Origin of the sequence: Acinetobacter sp. YH01021 (assembly GCF_013420255.1) — a bacterium.
Lineage (GTDB): Bacteria > Pseudomonadota > Gammaproteobacteria > Pseudomonadales > Moraxellaceae > Acinetobacter.
In genome coordinates, this window is sequence record NZ_VOYO01000003.1 from 191,678 (window position 1) to 213,845 (window position 22,168).

General features: G+C 44.1%; 21 protein-coding genes and 5 tRNA genes. 7 read left to right on the plus strand and 19 right to left on the minus strand.

The window, feature by feature from the left end; translation table 11 throughout:
- Positions 1–42: 42 nt before the first annotated feature.
- The 11 genes from FTT86_RS04170 to tpiA form a co-directional block, all read right to left on the minus strand.
- Entirely contained in the window at positions 43–447 is a 405-nt protein-coding gene (locus tag FTT86_RS04170; RefSeq protein ID WP_004281108.1) for a ribosome-binding factor A, read from the minus strand.
- On the minus strand, positions 447–3,155 hold the full coding sequence (gene infB, locus FTT86_RS04175; RefSeq protein ID WP_114541781.1) for a translation initiation factor IF-2: 2,709 nt from the start codon (positions 3,153–3,155) through the stop codon (positions 447–449). Before infB ends, FTT86_RS04170 begins: the two co-directional genes overlap by 1 nt.
- Positions 3,156–3,165: 10 nt before the next feature.
- A complete protein-coding gene (gene nusA, locus FTT86_RS04180; protein WP_004281105.1) occupies positions 3,166–4,650 on the minus strand; it encodes a transcription termination factor NusA in 1,485 nt (494 codons plus the stop codon).
- A gap of 34 nt (positions 4,651–4,684) precedes the next feature.
- The gene (gene rimP / locus FTT86_RS04185; RefSeq protein WP_004281103.1) at positions 4,685–5,209 is read right to left on the minus strand and encodes a ribosome maturation factor RimP; all 525 of its coding nucleotides are present in this window, start codon (positions 5,207–5,209) and stop codon (positions 4,685–4,687) included.
- 223 nt (positions 5,210–5,432) lie between these two features.
- Positions 5,433–5,509 (minus strand) — tRNA-Met (locus FTT86_RS04190).
- Positions 5,510–5,597: 88 nt separating this feature from the next.
- A tRNA-Met gene (locus tag FTT86_RS04195) sits at positions 5,598–5,674 on the minus strand.
- Positions 5,675–5,741: 67 nt separating this feature from the next.
- A tRNA-Met gene (locus tag FTT86_RS04200) sits at positions 5,742–5,818 on the minus strand.
- Between the two features lie 80 nt (positions 5,819–5,898).
- A tRNA-Met gene (locus FTT86_RS04205) sits at positions 5,899–5,975 on the minus strand.
- A gap of 54 nt (positions 5,976–6,029) precedes the next feature.
- Positions 6,030–6,114, minus strand: a tRNA-Leu gene (locus FTT86_RS04210).
- 53 nt (positions 6,115–6,167) lie between these two features.
- Positions 6,168–6,497: a preprotein translocase subunit SecG gene (secG, locus tag FTT86_RS04215; protein WP_148334344.1), complete on the minus strand. Its 330-nt coding sequence runs from the start codon at positions 6,495–6,497 to the stop codon at positions 6,168–6,170.
- Between the two features lie 13 nt (positions 6,498–6,510).
- Complete coding sequence (gene tpiA, locus FTT86_RS04220) at positions 6,511–7,302, minus strand: triose-phosphate isomerase (RefSeq protein ID WP_180180644.1); 792 nt, start codon at positions 7,300–7,302, stop codon at positions 6,511–6,513.
- Between the two features lie 277 nt (positions 7,303–7,579).
- On the opposite strand from tpiA, the gene pilB reads away from it, so the two are divergent.
- Genes pilB through coaE form a run of 4 tightly spaced genes read left to right on the plus strand, consistent with a single transcriptional unit; the run spans position 7,580 to position 12,035 of the window.
- Positions 7,580–9,289 carry a type IV-A pilus assembly ATPase PilB gene (gene pilB / locus FTT86_RS04225; protein WP_180180645.1) on the plus strand — a complete coding sequence of 570 codons (1,710 nt, stop codon included), beginning with the start codon at positions 7,580–7,582 and terminating at the stop codon, positions 9,287–9,289.
- 31 nt (positions 9,290–9,320) lie between these two features.
- Positions 9,321–10,553 carry a type II secretion system F family protein gene (locus FTT86_RS04230; protein WP_180180646.1) on the plus strand — a complete coding sequence of 411 codons (1,233 nt, stop codon included), beginning with the start codon at positions 9,321–9,323 and terminating at the stop codon, positions 10,551–10,553.
- 17 nt (positions 10,554–10,570) lie between these two features.
- A complete protein-coding gene (locus tag FTT86_RS04235) occupies positions 10,571–11,434 on the plus strand; it encodes an A24 family peptidase (protein WP_180180647.1) in 864 nt (287 codons plus the stop codon).
- Between the two features lies 1 nt (position 11,435).
- Positions 11,436–12,035: a dephospho-CoA kinase gene (gene coaE, locus FTT86_RS04240; RefSeq protein ID WP_180180648.1), complete on the plus strand. Its 600-nt coding sequence runs from the start codon at positions 11,436–11,438 to the stop codon at positions 12,033–12,035.
- A gap of 21 nt (positions 12,036–12,056) precedes the next feature.
- On the opposite strand, the gene FTT86_RS04245 is transcribed toward coaE, so the two are convergent.
- The 3 genes from FTT86_RS04245 to FTT86_RS04255 form a co-directional block, all read right to left on the minus strand.
- Complete coding sequence (locus FTT86_RS04245; protein ID WP_005108480.1) at positions 12,057–12,980, minus strand: DMT family transporter; 924 nt, start codon at positions 12,978–12,980, stop codon at positions 12,057–12,059.
- Positions 12,981–12,986: 6 nt separating this feature from the next.
- Complete coding sequence (gene rlmB / locus FTT86_RS04250; protein WP_005101440.1) at positions 12,987–13,736, minus strand: 23S rRNA (guanosine(2251)-2'-O)-methyltransferase RlmB; 750 nt, start codon at positions 13,734–13,736, stop codon at positions 12,987–12,989.
- A gap of 134 nt (positions 13,737–13,870) precedes the next feature.
- Positions 13,871–14,194, minus strand: coding sequence for a pyrimidine/purine nucleoside phosphorylase (locus tag FTT86_RS04255; RefSeq protein WP_004281089.1), 324 nt, complete (start codon positions 14,192–14,194; stop codon positions 13,871–13,873).
- Between the two features lie 441 nt (positions 14,195–14,635).
- Between FTT86_RS04255 and recN the strand changes: the two genes are divergently transcribed.
- Positions 14,636–16,297, plus strand: coding sequence for a DNA repair protein RecN (recN, locus tag FTT86_RS04260; protein WP_180180649.1), 1,662 nt, complete (start codon positions 14,636–14,638; stop codon positions 16,295–16,297).
- An 86-nt stretch (positions 16,298–16,383) separates the two neighbouring features.
- Here the strand turns inward: recN and FTT86_RS04265 are convergent, their stop codons facing one another.
- From FTT86_RS04265 to FTT86_RS04280, 4 genes are read right to left on the minus strand one after another with little or no spacing between them, the layout of a single operon-like run.
- On the minus strand, positions 16,384–17,370 hold the full coding sequence (locus FTT86_RS04265; protein WP_005108477.1) for a CsgG/HfaB family protein: 987 nt from the start codon (positions 17,368–17,370) through the stop codon (positions 16,384–16,386).
- Between the two features lie 52 nt (positions 17,371–17,422).
- Complete coding sequence (lpoB, locus tag FTT86_RS04270) at positions 17,423–18,022, minus strand: penicillin-binding protein activator LpoB (RefSeq protein WP_005108476.1); 600 nt, start codon at positions 18,020–18,022, stop codon at positions 17,423–17,425.
- 12 nt (positions 18,023–18,034) lie between these two features.
- A complete protein-coding gene (locus tag FTT86_RS04275) occupies positions 18,035–18,436 on the minus strand; it encodes a YcfL family protein (protein WP_005248406.1) in 402 nt (133 codons plus the stop codon).
- 19 nt (positions 18,437–18,455) lie between these two features.
- Positions 18,456–19,814 (minus strand): COG3014 family protein, encoded by a 1,359-nt coding sequence (locus tag FTT86_RS04280; protein WP_034438391.1) that lies wholly within the window; start codon positions 19,812–19,814, stop codon positions 18,456–18,458.
- A 665-nt stretch (positions 19,815–20,479) separates the two neighbouring features.
- Between FTT86_RS04280 and FTT86_RS04285 the strand changes: the two genes are divergently transcribed.
- Positions 20,480–21,034, plus strand: coding sequence for a YqgE/AlgH family protein (locus FTT86_RS04285; RefSeq protein ID WP_004281085.1), 555 nt, complete (start codon positions 20,480–20,482; stop codon positions 21,032–21,034).
- Positions 21,027–21,470 carry a Holliday junction resolvase RuvX gene (gene ruvX / locus FTT86_RS04290; RefSeq protein WP_148334353.1) on the plus strand — a complete coding sequence of 148 codons (444 nt, stop codon included), beginning with the start codon at positions 21,027–21,029 and terminating at the stop codon, positions 21,468–21,470. The genes FTT86_RS04285 and ruvX overlap by 8 nt, the downstream gene beginning before the upstream one ends.
- Before the next feature lie 64 nt (positions 21,471–21,534).
- Here ruvX and FTT86_RS04295 read toward each other — a convergent pair whose 3' ends face one another.
- On the minus strand, positions 21,535–22,155 hold the full coding sequence (locus FTT86_RS04295; protein WP_005108472.1) for an alpha-ketoglutarate-dependent dioxygenase AlkB: 621 nt from the start codon (positions 22,153–22,155) through the stop codon (positions 21,535–21,537).
- Positions 22,156–22,168: the final 13 nt, after the last annotated feature.

Here is a 22,168-nt window from a genome sequence, read left to right on the forward strand (position 1 = left end):
ATAAAAAAAGCCACCCGAAGGTGGCTTTTTTAGTCCTAAGACTTATTCATCATCTTTTTTTGCTTCAGCTTCAGGTAAGTCCTTCACTGCTTCAGCGATCAGACCAAACATATAGTTACCATATGCATTGGTCTTATCGTAATGGAAACGTAGACGAGGCGTAATACGGGTTTTGATACGACGACTCAGCTCGTGGCGCAGGAAACCAGATGCTTTGTTCAACACATCCAGAGTTTCTTTATTGGCCTCTTGGCTTTGCTCATCGCCAAGTTCACGTCCCATCACAGTGACATAAACTTCCGCATATCCCAGGTCTGGGCTCACCTTCACCGCAGAGATGGTCACCAGACCACCTAAGCGTGGATCTTTCAGCTCTTGACGGATCAGTTCGGACAACTCGCGTTGTACTGTATCCGCCATACGCTTCAGACGTTGACTACCCGCCATTAAAGACTCCGTTTAATCAATTGAACATCGTACACTTCGATCTTATCAAGTGCTTTGATGTCTTTATAGCCTTTCACCGCAAGACCACATTCCATACCGGCACGAACTTCTTCAACCACTTCTTTGTAGCGACGAAGAGATTCAAGCTCACCCTGGAACACAACCACGTCATCACGTAATACGCGAATCGGTTTGTTACGATGCAATACGCCTTCAAGTACCATACAGCCCGCAGCCGCACCAAACTTACTTGAGTGGAATACTTCACGTACTTGTGCAACACCCAGAATCGTTTCACGATGTTCTGGTGCAAGCTTACCGCTCATTGCTGCTTTCACATCATCAATCAATTGATAGATGATTGAGTAGTAACGAATGTCGATACTGTCTGCATCTGCTTTTTGACGCGCAGCGTTGTCCGCACGTACGTTAAAGCCGAGTAGAACTGCTTCTGAAGATTCAGCCAGTGTCACGTCAGACTCAGTGATCGCACCTACACCAGAACCGATGATACGTACTTTAACTTCATCAGTCGCAAGCTCAGCAAGTGCAACGTGTAATGCTTCCAAGGTACCGCGTACGTCAGTTTTCAACACAACATTTACGATAGGCACATCTTTCTTGCCCATAGACGCCATGATGTTTTCAAGACGCATTGCAGATTGACGCTCAAGACGTTTTTGACGTTCACGATCCATACGCGCATCTGCAACTTCACGTGCTTTCTTCTCGTCACTCACCACAAGAACTTCGTCACCCGCCATTGGTGCTTCTGGAAGACCCAGAATTTCCACTGGAATCGAAGGACCTGCAGATTTGATACGCTGACCATTTTCATCCGTCATCGCACGAACGCGACCATAAGATGAACCGGCAAGAACGAGATCACCTACTTTCAATGTACCGTTTTGAACCAGAATAGACGTTACCGCACCACGGCTGTTGTCTACACGTGCTTCAATTACGACACCTTGTGCAGCGCCTTCTTCCGATGCTTTAAGCTCTAGAAGTTCAGCTTGAATCGAAATAATATCAAGAAGTTCATCAATACCTTGACCAGTATGTGCAGAAACCATTGCCACTGGAACGTCACCACCCCATTGTTCTGGCACGATTTCTTTCACAGTCAATTCATTCAATACGCGATCTGGATCAGCAGATTCTTTATCCATCTTGTTGATCGCAACAATGATTGGCGTACCTGCAGCACGTGCATGGTCAATTGCTTCTGCAGTTTGTGGCATTACACCATCATCTGCTGCAACAACCAGAACCACGATATCTGTTGCTTTCGCACCACGTGAACGCATTGCAGTAAATGCTGCGTGTCCCGGAGTATCAAGGAATGTAATCATACCTTTATCAGTAGTTACATGGTAAGCACCGATATGCTGTGTGATACCGCCCGCTTCCCCAGCAGCCACTTTGGCACGACGAATACGGTCAAGCAGCGATGTCTTACCATGGTCAACGTGACCCATAATGGTAACAACAGGCGCACGCGTAGATTGCGCACCACGTGCTTCTTCAGCTGCTTCAAGCAAGTTATCTTCAGCTTGTGTATCAGAAACCAGTACCGGATTATGGCCCATTTCCTCAACAACAAGTGCAGCAATTTCTTGATCAATCGCCTGGTTCTGAGTAACCAATTCACCCATTTTCATGAGTGATTTAATCACTTCACGAACCTTAACTGCCATTTTCGCAGCCAAGTCAGCAACGACAATCGTTTCACCGATTTCAACATCGTAAACCTGTTTTTTCACAGGTTTTTCGAAGCCGTGCTTGTTGCCCTGGCTAGTTTTTAAACCGCGCTTAGGCTGTTTGCTGAAGCTTTGCTCTTCCTGACCACGACGACCACCTTTTTTAGGTGCACGCGCGCTCGGCGTATTCGTACCACGTTTGATTTCGCGGTCTTCTTTGGCAAAAGAGTCTTCATATGCCTGACCAACAAGGCCGGCAGCCAGAGGAGAATCATCAACAACACGAATCGTTGCAGTGGTATCTTCCGCGGTGTACTTGGACGCCATTTGACGCATTTGTTCAAGCGTACGTTGCTGCGCTTCTTCAGCCGCTTTACGACGTGCCGCTTCTTCAACAGCTTTTAATTTTGCTGCTTCTGCTTCACGTGCCTTTTTCTGTTCAGCGGTTTCAGTTGGTTTAACAACTTGCTTCACAATCGGCTTGTTGGTTGATTTGCGTTTTACCACAACTGCAGCTTTAGAAACTTCTTGCTTGTCGCTGGTTTGCTTTGCAGCAGCACGCATCGCCTCTAAAGCTTTATTCGCGTTATTTACGCCAGTTTTTGGAGCTTCAGCAGAAGCAGCTTGCGCTGTATTCTGTTCAGGCGCAGCTTTGGCCTGTTGCTCAGCCTTGGCTTTCGCCAATGCTTCTGCTTTGATCTGTTCTGGATCCGGCTTAACAAATGTATGCTTCTTGCGAACTTCTACATTAATCGTTTTCGCCTTACCTGAAGTACTGGCTACTTTAGCCGTACTAGTCGTTTTACGTTTCAACGTGATTTGCCCTGCTTGGCTTTCTGAACCCTGTGACTTTTTCACATGGCTCATCAAGCTGTCTTGTTGTTCGGTGGTAATAATATCGTCAGCTTTACGCTGTGGTAAACCTGCCTCACGAACCTGCTCTAGGAGCTTCTCAACTGGACGACCCACATTGAGGGCTAACTCTTTAATCGACTTGTCCGTCATATACTACCTCCTAGTTAAACCATGATTCGCGCGCTTTCATAATGAGTTGACCTGCTTTCTCAGCACCCAAACCTTCAATATCTTCGATATCGTCAGTCGCCTGATCTGCTAAATCATCCACTGTTACCACACCACGAGCTGCTAGCGCTTGCGCGATCTCTACTGTCATGCCTTCCATTGCAACAAGTTCTTCACTTGGCGCTTGTATGTTCTCTTGCTGTTGTAATGCATCAGCAAGTGCAATTTCTTTCGCACGGCTTTGCAGTAGTTCAACCAGTTCCGCATCCAGTTCGATTTCATCAAACGTTTCTGCAGGGACATAAGCAATTTCTTCAAGCGAGGTGAAGCCCATTTCTACCAATGCCATCGCCAAATCTTCCGCGATATCCAGACGGGTAACAAACATGTCTAAATATTGTTGCGCTTCGTTTTGTTGACGGGCGTAGTATTCCTCTTCCAGCATCATGTCCAGCTTGTAGCCAGTCAATTCAGATGCCAGACGAACGTTCTGACCTTGTGAACCAATCGCACGTGCCAGCTGGTCGCTGGTTGCGAAAATGATGTCTGCAGTACGTGCATCTTCATCGATGACAATACTCGATACATCTGCTGGTTCCAATGCACTTGCGATATATTGCGCAGGATCATCCGACCAAACGACTACATCAATACGCTCGCCATTGAGCTCTTGCTGTACAGCCTGAATACGAGTACCACGCATACCAATACAAGCACCCACCGGGTCAATACGGTGGTCATTGGTTTTCACTGCAATTTTAGCACGAACACCTGGTTGGCGAGCCGCCGCTTTAATTTCAATGATTTCTTCAGAAATCTCAGGGATTTCTTTCTTCATCAATGCAATCAGCATATCCGGTTTAGCACGTGACAGTTGTAACTGCGCACCACGACCTTCACGGTTGACATTGAAGAGAATCGCATTCACGCGTTGCTTCGGACGAAGGATTTCTTTCGGAATCATTTCTTCACGAGCAAGATACGCTTCAGCATTGTCACCTAGGTCAATGATAAAACCGTCTTTGGTTTGTTTTTTCACTTCACCGTAAATCAGCTCGCCGACTTTAGATTCGTAAGCATCGGCTACGAGCGCACGTTCTGCTTCACGGATCTTCTGTACAATCACTTGCTTGGCAATTTGCGCTGCAATACGACCGAAGTCAATTGACTCAACTTCCAGCTCACGAATGTCACCAATCGACCATTTTGCCGGATCGACATCAGAGATGGCATCCTGACAAGCTGGCATTTCATGGTCTTCGTCTGCAACCACTTCCCACTGACGGAAAGTACGATAGTCACCTGTTTTGCGATCGATTTCCACACGTAAACGTGCTTCTTCCGAATGTGTTCCTTCGTAGAATTTTTTCTTTGTCGCAGCAACTAAAGCTTGCTCAAGCGCTTCAAAGATCGCTTCACGAGGTACACCTTTTTCGTTACTAACCGTTTCAACGACGGTCAGAATTTCACGTGCCATACGTCACCTATTCGTTAAATTTTTATTTATTCAATTAATCTTGGAAGACCAAATTTGCTTTATCGATATTGTGACTGTCGATCTCCAATACCTGTTGCTTTTCTACTTCAACCTGAATCATTTCATTTTCAAGATCGACAGCAACCAGTTTGGCCTGGAATTTACGACGGTTATCTACCGCACTGATCAAACGTAGTGCTACGGTATGACCGATATAGCCTGACATCTGCTCGAGCTGGAAGAATGGACGGTCCCAGCCTGGCGAAGATACTTCAAGTGAATATTCACCCGAGATCGGATCATGAACATCCAGCATTGCGCCCACTTGCTGCGTTACACGCACACAATCCTGAACGCCAATACCACGCCCCTGCTCTTCTTCACCATCTTCATTGATTGCTGGTGCAACGCTCTCATCGACTGGCTTGTCGATGTAGATACGTAATAACGAACATTTACCCTGTGGCAGGAATTCGATCCCCCAAAGGTTTACATTACAGGCTTCAACTGCTGGTGCAATCAAGTCCTGAAGTGCTTGAGTTTTATTTGATAGCTTCATTTACTCTCGTCATCTGGTGCGATTTTATGATCTATTTGACCACTACAAACGAATACAAACTATAGTAGTAGTGAAACATGGAGATTTGACCAAATAATGTCGACACTACACGATAGCCAATAAAAAAGGGCGTAAATCGCCCCAATTAATGCACAATTTAAGATTTTTTCAAATCCCACTGTGCAAAAAGGCCCACCTTGTTGTGAGCCTCTTTTTAGAAACTTGGTAGCGGGAGCTGGATTTGAACCAACGACCTTCGGGTTATGAGCCCGACGAGCTACCAGACTGCTCCATCCCGCATCAACGTGCAAAAATTATATACAAAAGATGAGAACTTTTCAATCAAAACCACATCATTCTGCATATTTGTCATCTGTCGCTGAAAAAGTGGTAGCGGGAGCTGGATTTGAACCAACGACCTTCGGGTTATGAGCCCGACGAGCTACCAGACTGCTCCATCCCGCATCAGCGTACAAATAACTTTCAGTCTAAAGTACTTAAACTGCTTTTAAAGTTTGCATCTTTAAAAGATTGGTAGCGGGAGCTGGATTTGAACCAACGACCTTCGGGTTATGAGCCCGACGAGCTACCAGACTGCTCCATCCCGCAACAACATGCAAATTAAATTTCTCAACTTAAAACCTGTTTAAGCTGCCTCTTGAAAGTTTGCGTCTTTAAAAAGGATTGATTGGTAGCGGGAGCTGGATTTGAACCAACGACCTTCGGGTTATGAGCCCGACGAGCTACCAGACTGCTCCATCCCGCATCAATAGAAGTTTTTTCAGCTGCCTACACCAACTTAAATTTCTGGATTATAAGTTGGTGCGGAAGGGGGGACTTGAACCCCCACGCCCGAAAGCACTACCACCTCAAGGTAGCGTGTCTACCAATTCCACCACCACCGCAGCTGTGACGCATTCTAGTCGCATCACTGAAAAAAAGAAAGGACTAATTAAAACTATTCGGTCGTTTCTGGTGCAGTTGGTGAAGTTTCATTCGATTGCACAGGTGCAGTCGGCGCAGACTGAACCGATCCCAAACTATAGGCATTCGATGTTTGTTGCTTGGCTAAAATCGCCAAAGTCAGACTGGTCACGAAAAACAGTGCAGTAAAAATCGCAGTCAAACGGGTCATAAAATTACCCGAACCCGATGCTCCGAATACTGTCGCTGCACCACCGCCACCGAAAGAGGCACCAGCATCTGCACCTTTACCATGCTGAACCAAAATCAAGACAATCATCAAAACAGCTAAGATAATATGTACTACCAGCACAAAAGTTTGCATGCTGAACTCCTAATTATTGTGTATTTGCAAATGCATGAGCAATTTTATGGAACGACTCAGCATTGAGTGATGCACCACCGACCAATGCCCCATTGATATCTGGGCAGGCTGCTAACTCTACTGCATTTTCCGGCTTGACACTACCACCATATAAAATCGCCATCGTCGCGCCATAACCAGTGATCTGGCTTAAACCTTGACGGATTTGTGCATGCATGGCCTGTGCATCTTCAGGAGAAGCAGTTTTACCAGTTCCAATTGCCCAGATCGGTTCATAGGCAATCACGATATTGTTCCATTGCTCCGCTTCAACCACAGCAGCAATATCACAAATCTGTTGTAGCACTACAGCTTCTGCCTGCCCTGCTTCACGTTGTTCCAGGCTTTCACCAACGCAATAAATCACGGTCAAACCGGCACTTAAGGCATTCTTGATTTTCGCATTTAAAATATCAGCATTTTCCGCAAATATTTCACGGCGCTCAGAATGACCCACTAGTACATAGTGAATTTGACTATCGGCCAACAATTCAGCACTGACTTCACCAGTGTAGGGACCTGTTCCAGAAATACGTGAAACATCTTGTGCTACGGTATAAATCGGACGAACCGCAGATGACAGCTCTGCCTGAATCTGGCTTAAGGCAATGGCAATCGGTGCCACACCTAAATGACATTGATCTTCGGCAATTGGCGCAGTTTCCAGCAAATTCTTAATACCACGCACCAAGCTCAATGCCTCTGCCTGTACTGGATTCATTTTCCAGTTACCTATCACCCAAGGGGTAATCGTCGAAACCGACATAATTAACCTATTTCATTTACATATTTTGAATTGGGCACATTCTACACGGAATTGGAAAATTAAAAGAATAGTTTTCTTATCACTCATTCTCAGTTTAGACTATCCAAAATGGTTATTTTTTGTTATCACTTAAAAAAATGAGGACTTCTTCTAACCAGTTCATGCTTTTACTGGAGATGAGGAAGCTAGCAGCACTCTTGGCTATGGTATTTTTACGTAACAAACGTATAATTTTAATATAGCAATTAAAAGAATTTGATGAGTAGGCATTTATAGCATGACAGCATTACAGGGGTCGCCAAGATTTACCGGATTTATTCGTCGTTTGGTCGAGGAAGGCGTCATCTCGGCTGAAGATATGCGCAGTGCGTTGGCGCATGCCAAGCAAGAAAAAATCGATATCGTGGCTGAGTTAATTAACCAGCAGCAACTTTCCCCGACCGTCATTGCTGAAACGATTTCAGTTGAATTTGGCGAACCACTGTTTGATATCAGTGCCTATGATCCTGCCCAAATTTTGCGGGATGCGATTGATGAAAAGCTGATTACCAAGTATCGCATCCTGCCGATTTTTAAAAATTCCAGTATTTTATATATTGCCATCAGCAATCCAACCAATATTGAAGCGATTGATGCGGTCCGTTTTTCCACTAAACTCAATATTGAAACCATTATTGTTGAACACAATAAACTTGAAAAACTGATCGAGCAGAATTTTACCGAAGAAAGCACCTTTGAGTTTGATGAAGACTTTGATCTGGATGTTGATGTCGAATCTGCTGATCCGAATAAAGAAGAGGATGACAGTAACAAGGGTGAAGAAGCCCCTATTGTTAAATATATTAATAAATTACTAATTGATGCGATCCGTATGGGGGCTTCAGACTTACATTTTGAACCTTATGAGAAAATCTATCGGGTACGTTACCGGGTCGATGGGGTATTACGCCAGATTGCAACACCACCGCTACAGCTAGCAACTCGTTTATCTTCACGTCTTAAAGTCATGTCGCAAATGGACATTTCAGAAAAACGGGTACCGCAAGATGGCCGAATCAAACTAAAATTATCCAAAAACAAAGCCATTGATTTCCGTGTCAACTCTCTCCCTACCCTGTTTGGCGAGAAGCTGGTACTGCGTATTCTGGATCCATCCAGTGCGATGCTGGGGATTGATGCTCTGGGCTATGAACCGGAACAAAAAGAACTGTTTATGCAGGCGCTGGACAAACCGCAAGGGATGCTGCTGATCACCGGCCCGACGGGTTCCGGTAAAACAGTTTCTCTTTACACCGGTCTGAATATCCTAAACCGTGAAGATACCAATATCTCAACTGCGGAAGATCCGGTCGAGATTAACTTGCAAGGCATTAATCAGGTCAACGTCAATAATAAAGTTGGCCTGACCTTCTCTGCGGCACTAAAGTCCTTCTTACGTCAAGACCCGGATATCGTAATGGTCGGTGAGATCCGGGATCTGGAAACTGCCGAGATTGCGATTAAAGCGGCGCAGACCGGTCATATGGTGATGTCGACGCTGCATACCAATAGTGCGCCTGAGACTTTGACCCGTTTACGCAATATGGGGGTGCCTTCTTTCAATATTGCCACTTCAGTCAACCTGGTCATTGCACAACGGTTGGCGCGTCGTTTGTGTTCACAATGTAAAAAACCTGCCGATATTCCGAAAAAAAGCTTACTGGAGATGGGTTTTACCGAAACCGACTTGCAGCAACCTGAGTTCCAAATTTATGAACCGGTGGGCTGCAATGAATGTCGCGAAGGCTATAAGGGTCGTGTGGGTATTTATGAAGTTATGAAAGTAACACCCGAAATTTCCAGAATTATTATGGAGGACGGCAATGCACTTGAAATTGCCGATGCTTCCGCACGTGCAGGTTTTAACAATTTACGCCGGTCAGGTTTAGTCAAGGTGATGCAGGGGGTAACTTCTCTACAAGAAGTCAATCGTGTCACCAGCGAATGATCGGGCGCTGATCTAAAATAAGGATAAAGGTATGGCAGCAGTAAAGAAAGGCCAGATGATGCCAATCTTCAGCTATGAAGGAATTGATCGTAAAGGGGCAAAGATCAAGGGAGAATTGCCAGCAAAAAATATGGCTCTGGCCAAGGTCACCCTTCGAAAACAAGGTATCAGCATCAAGACCATTCGGGAAAAGAAAAAAAATATTCTCGAAGGCTTGATGAAGAAAAAAGTCTCAACACTGGATATTACGATTTTTACCCGACAATTGGCGACCATGATGAAAGCCGGGGTACCACTGGTACAAGGCTTTGAGATTGTCGCAGAAGGTCTGGAAAATCCATCCATGCGTGAAGTTGTACTGGGAATTAAAGGTGAAGTCGAGGGGGGTAACACTTTCGCTGGAGCACTGCGTAAATATCCACAGTATTTTGATAATTTATTTTGCTCTTTAGTTGAATCAGGTGAACAATCGGGTGCTCTTGAAACTATGCTCGATCGTGTAGCAATTTATAAAGAAAAAAGCGAACTGCTCAAGCAAAAAATCAAAAAAGCTATGAAATACCCTATATCAGTCATAGTGGTAGCTATTGCTGTTACTATCATCTTAATGGTTAAGGTTGTTCCTGTATTCCAAGAATTATTTCAAGGCTTTGGTGCTGATCTTCCCGCCTTTACACAAATGGTTGTCAACATGTCTAACTGGTTCCAGCAATACTGGTTCCTATTAATTATTGGTATCGGGATAGCGATTACAGCATTTTTAGAAGCCAAAAAACGCAGTAAAAAATTCCGTGATTTTCTGGATAAAGCAGCGCTCAAGGCACCGATTTTCGGGGATCTGGTGTATAAGGCGATTATTGCCCGTTATAGTCGCACTCTGGCCACGACTTTCGCAGCCGGGGTACCTTTGATTGATGCACTAGAATCTACTGCCGGCGCCACCAATAATGTAGTCTATGAAAATGCTGTGATGAAAATCCGTGAAGATGTCGCTACTGGTCAACAGCTACAGTTTGCCATGCGGGTCACCAACAAGTTTCCTTCCATGGCCATCCAAATGGTCGCAATTGGTGAAGAATCAGGTGCATTAGATGCCATGCTGGATAAAGTTGCTACCCATTATGAAAATGAAGTTGATAATGCAGTAGATGGCTTAACCTCGATGATGGAACCATTGATTATGGCTGTTCTAGGTGTTCTCGTCGGTGGTCTGGTGATTGCCATGTATCTTCCAATCTTCCAAATGGGTTCAGTCGTTGGCTAATCAGCAGGTTAAATATCTTGTTCAGTAATATTATTTCTTATTTTATTCAAAACCCAACGGCGTTGTATATCGCAGTTGGGCTTTTTAGTTTATGTATCGGCAGCTTTCTAAATGTAGTGATTTACCGTACGCCCAAGATGATGGAACAGGAATGGCGTACCGATTGCCAGATGTTCCTGCATCCAGAACAGCCGGTGATTGATGAAGCGAAATTAAGTTTAAGCAAACCCGCTTCGACTTGTCCTAAATGTCATCAGCCAATCTGCTGGTACCAAAATATTCCCGTTATCAGCTGGCTGATCTTGCGGGGCAAGTGTGCGAACTGTCAGAATCCTATCAGCATCCGTTATCCATTTGTTGAAATTCTGACCACAGTTTGTGCACTGCTTGTCGTAGCAGTATTTGGTCCGACAATGCAAATGCTGTTTGGCCTGATCCTGACTTATGTGCTGATTGCGCTAACCTTTATTGATTTTGATACCCAGTTATTACCGGACCGTTATACCCTGCCCCTGGCTGCACTAGGTTTGGGGGTAAATAGTTATGCACTCTATACCTCCCCAAGCTCTGCCATTTGGGGGTATATCATTGGTTTTCTGTGTCTATGGGTGGTGTATTACCTGTTTAAAATCATTACCGGCAAGGAAGGCATGGGTTATGGCGATTTTAAATTGCTAGCCGCTTTGGGTGCCTGGATGGGTCCATTATTACTGCCTTTAATTGTGCTGCTGTCTTCCCTGGTAGGTGCGATTATTGGCATCATCCTGCTAAAAGTCCGCAAGGAAAATCAGCCTTTTGCTTTTGGTCCTTATATTGCGATTGCCGGCTGGATCGCTTTCCTTTGGGGTGAACAAATTATGAAAGTGTATTTAGGTCAATAAATTGAAATTTGTACTCGGTTTAACTGGTGGGATTGGCAGTGGCAAGTCTGCTGCCAGTCAGTGGTTTGAAGCACAAGGGATCACGGTAGTCGATGCCGATGTGGTAGCACGTGAAGTGGTCAAACTTGGGCAGCCTGCACTTACCCAGATTCAGCAGGCTTTTGGCGATTGGGTACTGCTTGCCGATGGCTCACTGAATCGGCGTGCCTTGCGTGAATATATCTTCCAATCTCCTGAAGCACGCAAGACCCTGGAAAGTATTACCCATCCGGCAATTCGCAGTTCCATTATCCAGCAACTACATGCTGCGCAAAGTCCCTATGCCATTCTGGTTTCACCACTTTTATTTGAAACCAATCAGCACGAACTCACCCAGCATACCTTACTGATTGACGCCACCATCGAACTGCAAATTGAGCGGGCCTCACAACGTGACGGCCAGAATATCGAACAAATTCGCAATATCATTGCTGCCCAAATGTCCCGCGAACAAAAGCAGACCATGGCCGATGATATTGTCCTAAATGATGGTCATCTGGATCATCTCTATGCCCATCTCAGACTATTACATCAAAAATATTTAAACATGGCAGCCAGCTGAAGCATAAAAAAAACAGTCTGATTAAGACTGTTTTTTTTGTTCTGCTAATTTTCGGCTTAGACTGTCCTGATGCTGTAACCAGCGCCACGGCTGTAAGGCCCCAACTGCCATACCCATCAGGCCACACACCATGGCCAGACTTAAAGTTTCATTTAATAAAGGTACAGCCAGAATTGCCGCAATAAAAGGTGCAAGATTGGTAATACTGCCTGCCTTAAATGCACCAAGACGCTTGATGGCTTCTACATAACTTAAAGTAGCAATAATCACCACAAATATGCCGTGAAAAATGGTCTGAAACAGTAAATGCTCGGGTTCAGGCACACTCAGGTTTTTCGGTAAAAATAGCAGATAAATCGGCACATAAACCACTGCCGACCAGATCGCGACACCACACATTGCCTGCCATGCAGTTAGCTGATATTTACGCAATAAAACGGTAAAAATCGCCCAAAGTATAGCACTAATAAAAAACAGCCCGTCTCCTGCTCCAAAGGCCACACCAGTTTCCCTATACATCAGCATACTCATGAGACATAGTACTACGATCATAATGATCAGGCTGGCCCAGGTATGTTTATCAAAAGCCTGCCCCATCAGAAAAAAAGCCATAATCGCGGTACAGATTGGAATACAGCCATTCAAGAAAATTGCAGCATGGGCGGTAGGTGCGTAGTGAAAAGCGCTATAGGCAAACAGGCAGTAAATCACCCCACCAATCATCGCTAAAATAAAAGGCTCTTTTTTCAGTAAAAAAGCGGCCTCTTTACGATAGAGCAAGATCGGCATCAGAATCAGGAAGGCCAGAGAAAAACGCAAGGCCACAATATCCCAGGCACTGATCTGCCAAAGTGCATTCAGGCGAGCCGTTAAGGTAAAACCGCCCCAGATGCACATGGTAACAACTAAAAAAACATAGCCTTGGGTACGGTCTGACAATGCCATCATCAATTAAAGGTTACGCTGACGGCAGGCTTCATACAGTGCCATACCTGTAGCCACACTGACATTCAGACTTTGCAGATTACCTGCCATCGGGATATACACGGTCTGATCACATTGGCTTTGGGTAATTGGACGTAGGCCGGTATCTTCCGCACCCATCACCACACAAACTCCGGTACCGGTAAAATCAAAATTCTGAATCGGCAGCGCTTTTTCATCCAGCATGGTACCAACCACACGAACATTAAAATCTTCTTTGATTTGACCCAAAGTACGCGCCAGATTGGTCACCTGAATGAATTTGACTTTGTCCGCACCACCAGCAGCCACTTTACGTGCTGTCGGGGTTAAAGTTGCAGAACGATCACGTGGCGCAATCACTGCCTCAACGCCCATTGCAGCGGCTGTACGGATACAGGCACCGAGATTGTGCGGATCGGTAATATGATCAAGAGCCAATAACAATGCTTGAGGATTCGCACTCAATAATGACTCAAGATCTTTTTCATTCAGGGTCGGATGTGCACGTACCGCAGCGACCACACCTTGGTGAAACGGTTGCCCGGCCAGTTTCTCCAGTTTGTCACGGCTGGCTTGCTGCACACTGATCCCAAACGGTTCAGCCAGTTCCAGTACACGCTTTAAACGCTGATCATCGCGTCCTTTGAGAGTGAATAATGTCAAGACACGTTCAGGCTCAAGCTCTAACAATGACTCCACTGAATGTACGCCATAAAAATATTCAGGTTTTGCCATGAACGACCTCTAGATTAGTTATATACAAAAGAAAAATCCCGTAAAGCTGACTTCACAGGATTTCTATAGCTGATTAGTTTAACCGATTCGCACTGAAATTTCTTGCCCGGTTTGCACTGATCTTGAATCTGGACTTAACCTTCAAAATGGCAGACATAGTCCAGCACATCATCGGTTTCGATTTTAAAACGGCTATTGCCCGGTACATAGAAAGACTGACCGGCACGGAACAGCTCACTTTCTTCGCTATCACCAATCTGAACACGGCATTCACCTGAAACAATTTCCATGCGCTCAGGAACATGTGTTTCAAAGGTCAAGGCATTTTCTGAGGGCAGAATGACACCCAACGTTTTCTTGGTCCCGTCTTCAAATTGTACAATGTGACTAATACACAACCCGCCGAAATATACATTAGATTTTTTAAGTACCGATACATGATCAAACTGAGCTGACATGCGATTTCTCCAGATAAAGCATTTTGTAATATTTTGATTGCTGTAGTTTAAATGTGCACCCTCAACTAATCAATCGAAGTTTGTCGGCGTCGATAAAATATTCTGTATCGCCTAAACCTCTGCTATTTTCAGCATGTTTTGGCCTGTATTTTGCTGACATATAAGCTTAAGTTTCAATTTGCACGTGCTCTTGTGAAACAGGCTCAATTGAGTCATTAATTTAAAGATTGGGGATGTCAAAAATATGAAAATCAGCAGTGAATTAACGGACTTCTGAGTCAGCTTCTTGCGAAAATACAGTGAAATAAGCATATATGAATCGTTAAAATTTAAGATAGAATGAAATTGATTCATCCTGATTTATAATAATCACAGCCATGTTGTGACCCCAATCCAACATCAGGCTATTTCAATCAAACTTTTCGCAGCCCGGATGCGTTTATGCTGACACATTTAACTCTGATCAATTTTGCTTTAGCCGAGCATCTTGCTATTGATATTGATAAAGGTTTTAACGTTTTAACCGGTGAAACCGGTGCAGGTAAATCCCTGTTACTGGATGCATTGTCTGCCTGTCTGGGTGAGCGAACCGATACCAATTATGTGCGTTATGGTACGGAAAAGGCGGATGTCACCGCCAGCTTCAGCTATCAGGAACACAGTCCTGAAGCAGCCTGGTTGAAAGAGCATGAGCTGGATGATGAATCAGGTGAAATTCATTTACGCCGGGTGATTTTTGCCACCGGCCGTAGTAAGGCCTGGATCAATGGACGTCCGAGCAGCCTGTCTGAACTGAAAGAAATTGGGCGTTTACTAGTACAACTCTATAGCCAGCATAGTCAGCAACAATTATTAGAACCACCTTATCCGAAGCACTGGCTGGATCGTTATTATCATTTTTATGCGCCGGCTCAAGCAGTACGTGATGCGTATAGCACTTGGCAGAAAAATATTCGTCAGCATCAGGCAGCGCTAGATGCACAAGCGACCCGTAAGCAACGCATGGAAACCTTGGAACTGCAGCTAGAAGAACTGGAAGAAATTGTTCAAACGGATTATCAGGAGATTGAACAGGAATTTGACCGGCTTTCCCATCATGAAGCGATCATGCAGGACTGTGTCTATAGCCTGAATAGTCTGGATGAAGGCGAACAGAATATTTCCCAAGAACTGGCTTCCATTCTACGTCGCATGGAATCACATGCCGGTCGTAGCGAACAGCTCTCCGGGATTTATACTTCCCTGCTGAATGCCCAAAGTGAACTTGAAGATGCAGCAGCGAATTTACGTCAGTTTATGGATAGGCAGAGTTTTGATCCGGAACGTATGGAAGTATTGAATTCAACTTTGGAAATCTTCCATCGTCTGGCACGTAAATATCGTACCCAGCCAGAATTACTCAAAGAAGAATATGAAGCCTGGCAAACCGAATTAGAACAGCTGCATCAACTGGAAGATCCGGAAACACTGGCTGAACAGGTCGCGGTTTCTTATCAGGAGTTTCTGGATAAAGCCCAACATCTGGATCAGATTCGCCGTGAAGCCGCAGCACCGTTGGCCAAGCAGCTCACTGAGCAGGTCAAACAACTGGCATTGCCTGAAGCACATTTTGAGTTCAAGTTTGAGCCTTTGGAGCATCCCTCTAGTGAAGGTCTCAGCTTTCTTCAATTGCTGTTTACTGCCAATAAAGGCATTCCGGCACAGCCTTTGGCCCGGGTTGCATCAGGCGGTGAACTCTCGCGTATTGCGCTAGTGATGCAAGTCATGAATGCAGAAAAAACCGAAGCTGAAGTGCTGGTCTTTGATGAAATTGATGTCGGGATTAGTGGTGGTACCGCAGAGATTGTCGGGCGTTTACTGGCCGATCTGGCCCAGCATGTACAGATTCTGTGTATTACCCATCAGGCACAAGTAGCCGCACAATCTGATCAGCACCTACTGGTGAAAAAACAGCAAACTGATCCTGCCAGCAGTACGATTATCAATCTTGAAGAAAACGAAATTATTCAGGAGCTTGCTCGAATGACAGGCGGTGTAGAGATTAGTGAAACCACCTTGCAACATGCCCGCCAGTTACGTCAGCTGAAATTTCAGCAGGCTTGAGCTACTTGTAAAGCGACACATAAAAAATCCCTGCATTTAGGTCAGAGATTTTTTATGTGTTAAAAATCATTCGAACTAATATTAACTTACCATTTTACAGGTTGATCGCTTGAACCTGGCGTCATTTCATAGCCCGGTGATGAATCATAAGATTGACCAGTCTGAGACTGTACAGGCTGTAATTTTAAGCCCTGTAAAATTTCCGGGTTTAAGCCCTGAGCAATTTTATCCGCCGTACTGTCATTTAAACTATTGGTCAGAATATTCTGTGTCATTAAATTAGACAGAGTTCGATTGAAAGTGCCCGCTGCTACCACTTTACTGGTATTGGCTTCAATGACACGCCAGCTTAAACGCACTTGTTCAGCGCCGGCATTCAAACCATACATTTGCTGATGGCTGGCACTAGACAGATCATTAATTCGTCCCACCAGTAAATAGTCTGCTCCAACTTTCTGACCGATACGCGCCAGCTCATGCGGTGCACCATCCCAATACAGGAATGCATTTTCAGACTGCATTTCATCCAGATAATGACGATCTACCACACTCAACTGTCCGCTTTGAGCCAGATAATTTCCTAAAGTATCGGATAATTCCTGACTAAACTCATAGGCAGATGTGTCATTGGCCAGTCGGTTATTTTTCTCGGCCATCTGGAATGGCAATACTGCAATCCTGCGCAAATGCTGGTCTTGTACAGTCGATTCAAACTTCACCACATGTGCGCGAACTTTGGCACGGTAATTATTTTTTGCACCCGTCACACTCAGCACCTGAAACTTGGTCACTGAACCTGAACCTTGATTTGCCACACTAAAAACTGGTGAAACTTTACCGTTATAACTCCAGCCCTGATTATTCACCGATACAGAAACAGTCTCTTCATAATTCATTTGGGAAGAAACTGAAGCACCATTTACCGATTGCACAGCAATTAATAAGGCTTCAGAAATCGCCTGGTGTTGAGTTGGACCACTTCCACTGGCTTCTTTAACCACTTCTTTAATGGCTGCAAAGGCCGGAGCGCTCAACAATCCAGACAACAGGCCTGCAAGTAATATTTTTTTCATATTATATTCTTCTACAGTCACTGTGCCAAAAGCACAGTGACCTTCATTGAAATTACAGACCAAAAGTCGAGCGTTTGCCTGCCTTACGGATTTCTTTCTCGCCAGTCCACTCTACGATACCAGTTTGCAGGTTTTGCAATTTAAAAGTGAACTTGTAATACACATCACTCTTGCCACCGGCATTCTTCACAATACTCGACAAGTTGCCATTTAGCATAAATTCGGCACCAATATGACCACCGGCACGTACTGCTGTTGACTGGTTCACCATACCGCTTTGCTTTTGATAAGCTAGCTGCTGTGCCACCGCATTCACCGATTTCATATCAACAAAACGAAATTTTCCAGAATTGATTAGTTTGTTCTGAATACTGTCAGTAATCGATTCGGTATCGATATGTTCCTGGGTTTTGTTATGAATCCGATCAAGGACAATGACCGGACGGCGGTTTTGGGTCATTTGCACCACTGGCGGGAACATCAACATGTCATCCACCATTTTGGCTGCAATCATTTGCAAGTCAGTTGAACCAAAGTCTGTGGTTAAGGTTTCGACTGCTTGGGCATCACCATAACTTACTGAACCAGTAGAGGCACAGCCACTAAGCAGTGTCGTAGTTGCCAATGCGGCGAAAATCAATTTTGCGTTCATTTCAAGTCTCTCTTATTTTTTCAAATACACAACAACATCAACAGCAGATGGATTTGGCGCCAAGGACTGCACACCTTTGGTTTCACGTCCGGTTAACTGGATCGGCTTCCAGATGGCACCTTCAGGATTAACTTCCACACCTTGTGCATCCACCCAAACAATCTTGTAGCTAAAATCTTTATTGTTAAAACGGCGGTTTTTGATCGCGATTGAAGCACGCTTTAAATCACCAACCAAGCTCATATTCACACGTTCCACAAAGACTTCCGTAGTTAATACCGGATTATTGGTAATGGTGCGGATACTCATTTCATTATTGGCATTGGTTTGGGTAGATAAGGCATTCGGTGCGGTACAACCCACCATGAACAGCGCCCCTAAACCAAGTACAGCAAAGCTAAATTGACGTTTCATATTGTTCCCTTATTTATGATTAATGTGGAATGGTGCTTACACTAGCCGTAATTTTGTCATTAACATGATGGGCATAGACAAACACTGTTTGATTGGCTTTCACATCTAGGGTGACCGGAGAGCTAGATACACTCCCGCTAGAAAGTTGTAAATTATGTTTGCCCGGCGTTAAATTTAAGCGCGCAATCTGGGCATTACTCGGCAAGGTACTCCAGCCACGCAAGTCAGCACGCTCAGTCGCCATATTTAAGACGTTACCGGCAAGTTGACCAAACACACCAAACTGGTTACCAAGTTCTTTTTGTGCGGCATATTTTGCAGTGGCGCGCAGCACCTGACTGCTCACATTCGCCATAATTTTTTCTTTGAGGTCCTTGACGGCCAAAGCACCAATATCACTAATCACATAACTGTCTTGTAAAGCTTTATTATTGACTTTCACTTTCAGGCTAGTTGGTATCACATAGGTACTTGGTTCATAGGTCGCAAAAGCAATATTGATTAAACCGCCCGGTGTAGGGACATCAATTTTATTTTCCACCTTTTGCGGTACAATTCCCTGTTCGATAAATACAATCACCGGAACACTACCCTTCTTATGCTGTGTGACCAGTTGATCCAGACGTTTCACGTCTTCGGAAATTTGCTTATCTGGTTGTAACTCATAAGCTTTCTTATAATCAACCAAGGCATCATTGTATTCACCCAAGGTTTCCCATAAATTGGCTGCCATATAAAAAGCGTAGGCATTCTGATAGCTGTTCTTAATCTTGCCGGCTATGGGGTCCAGACCGACAAAAGCTTCATCCAGCACACTTAGATTCTTCTCTGCTTCCGTGTTTTTAGCTACTTTGTCTTTTTTCTTTTCTAGTTCTTTTTGGTGCAACAATTCGATTTCACGCTGGAGGCCCTGAGCCACGCGCATTTCTACCGCAGCAGCTTCCAGATCCTTTAAGAAAATATAGTTTTTAGCTTGGGAAATATGCGCCAGCACCTGCTCATGTGCTGGTACCAGATAAGGCACTACAGAGTCATTGCTGACCATGGCAAGAGCCTTAAACCCCATTCGGGACACACTAATTTTGGCCCGATTTTTTTGTTTTTCTAACAGCGTAAAGGCTTGCTTATAATAATCTCGGCTTTCTTCATATTGATGGTTAACTTGTAATAAGCGGGCTTGTTCAAGTAAATATAAAACTCCATCCTTTGAATCAGCTTTGTCCTTAAACTGAGTAATGAGGTTTTCAGATAAAGCGCTATTCAAATGACTACGGAAAAAACTACCTTCTTCATTATAACTACTAAATACTGCTGCCTGTGAAGTGACCGACACAGAAAATAGCGCAGAAATTAAAGTCCCTTTTAAAATATGATGCATAACAACCCCATTAAAAAAATAAATTAAAGATGAAAATTTCTGCATTCTACGAACAAAGCAATATGGTTTCAATATGTATATTTTGTATAATAATTGAAATATTATGTACAATATATCGCAAATTTATTACATAAATAAACAAATATTATAGTTTGTTATCTAATATTGACCATTTTTTAATCACTAGAAACTATGTATCGAAATATAGTTAGAGCTTAATTAATGAGCTGAGATTGTAATAACTTGCCTTTAGTTTTCAGATAAATTCTATTTAAAAGCAAGAAACTATATATAGTCTACTTTTAACCATGAATGATCTATTGTTATTATTTAATTCATTCCACCACAATATATTTAATATTTTTTATTAAAATTTAAGTAAGTTTTTACTCGGTTTATCTGGCTGTTTTAGCATAAATAAAAAACGCTTAAAACTACCTCCCATCATTTAAATAAAATCACTGAAGGTCTTTTTAAAAGGAATTTTAAAACCGGCCTTAACCTGTTCATGCCTGATTTACCCCATATCCAAGTTGTCAGCCTAAGCATTTTATGGGATAACTAGCAGGAAGAAAGCCGCTGTTTGAGTGATTACAATTAGGCCCGTAGGCCATGCTTCACTTTTTCAGACTGCATAGCATACTGACTTTGGGAGAACTGCTCAGGTGACCAAACAGTTTCTGACACATCGTTGTCTGATTGCACCACCGCATGCGAATGATGATTTTTTTGCACAGACGGTCATTTATCTCGCGCGTCATGATGAAGATGGTGCCCAAGGCATCATTATCAATCGACCTGCCGGCATTCAAATTAAAGAATTGCTGAATGATCTTGATATTGAAGCAGACAATGTCAATCCGCATGAAGTATTACAAGGCGGCCCTTTACGCCCTGAGGCCGGTTTTGTCTTGCATACTGGTCAGCCGACCTGGCATTCCTCCATCGCCGTAGGTGAAAATGTATGCATTACCACTTCCAAAGATATTCTGGATGCCATTGCGCATAATGAAGGGGTCGGTCGCTATCAGATTGCCCTCGGTTATGCCAGTTGGGGCAAACACCAGCTGGAACAGGAAATTGCCCGTGGTGACTGGCTGATTTGTGATTCCGATATGGATCTGATTTTTAACCTCCCTTATAACGACCGTTGGGACGCTGCCTATAAAAAAATGGGTGTAGACCGCAACTGGTTATCTTCCGAGATTGGACATGCCTGATGTAAACGTGCCACAAACCATTATGGCGTTTGATTTTGGTACACAAAAAATGGGAATGTCAGTTGGACAATCCCTGATTGCAAGTGCCAATCCCCTGCCCTTATTTCCCATGAAAGATGGTATCCCCAACTGGGATGAACTGCTCAAAATCGTGAAAAGCCATCAACCGAATTTATTTCTGGTCGGTTTGCCATTGAACATGGATGATAGTGAATCCGAGCTGTCGACACGGGCGCGAAAATTTGCCCGCCGTTTACGTCATCAGACCAATATTGAAACCTGGATGGTAGATGAACGTCTGACCACCCGTGAAGCACGCGATGAGCTGGATCATTATCAGGCTCAAGGTCGCGGCAAAAAACTCTCTGCCGACAGCATTGCGGCTGCCTTGTTGATTGAAAGCTGGTATCGTCATCCTGCCGGGATCACGCCTTAATCTGTCTTGAAAATTTTTTAAATCAGCATCCTTCAGGGTGCTTTTTTATGCTCAAAAATGCTTCTTAAGGATAAAAATAACGAAAAGTCAGATTAATTCTCGGCGTTAAAACTTTGCTGGTTTTGCTGATACTGTGCTTCCAGTGTTGCTGTGTCGCGCCACGCATCACAATCAACTGTCCACTGTGTAACAGCACATCGACTTTATCGTTGTGGGTTTTATGCTTAAAGCTCATTTTTCGGGTGGCTCCCAGACTCAGAGAAGCAATGACATTTTCCCGAGAAGTACCTGTATATAAAGCCGGCTCATCATCACTATGCCAGCCCAAGCCTTGAGAACCATCTTCATACAAATTGGCCAAACAGGAATTAAAGGGATGACCGACCAGAATTTCAATATGCTGCTTTAAACGGAATAATCCGGGTGTCCATACCTGAGCTTGTTTGAGCGTACCAGAATAATGATACTGATAATGTTCATCGCCATACCAGACCACCTGGCGACCTGTGACATGGTGCTTGCCAAATAAATGCACTTCATCATGTTGCCAGGCCAGCTGACTGAGAAAATGCTGTAGATACTGCTGGCTTTGTCTCTCATCCAAAATCAGGCCATAATCTTCCACTACCCCATCAAAAGGTAATACATTGGCTTGCGGCTGGGGTGCAAATAAATCGAAAGTCATATCCATCAGATCC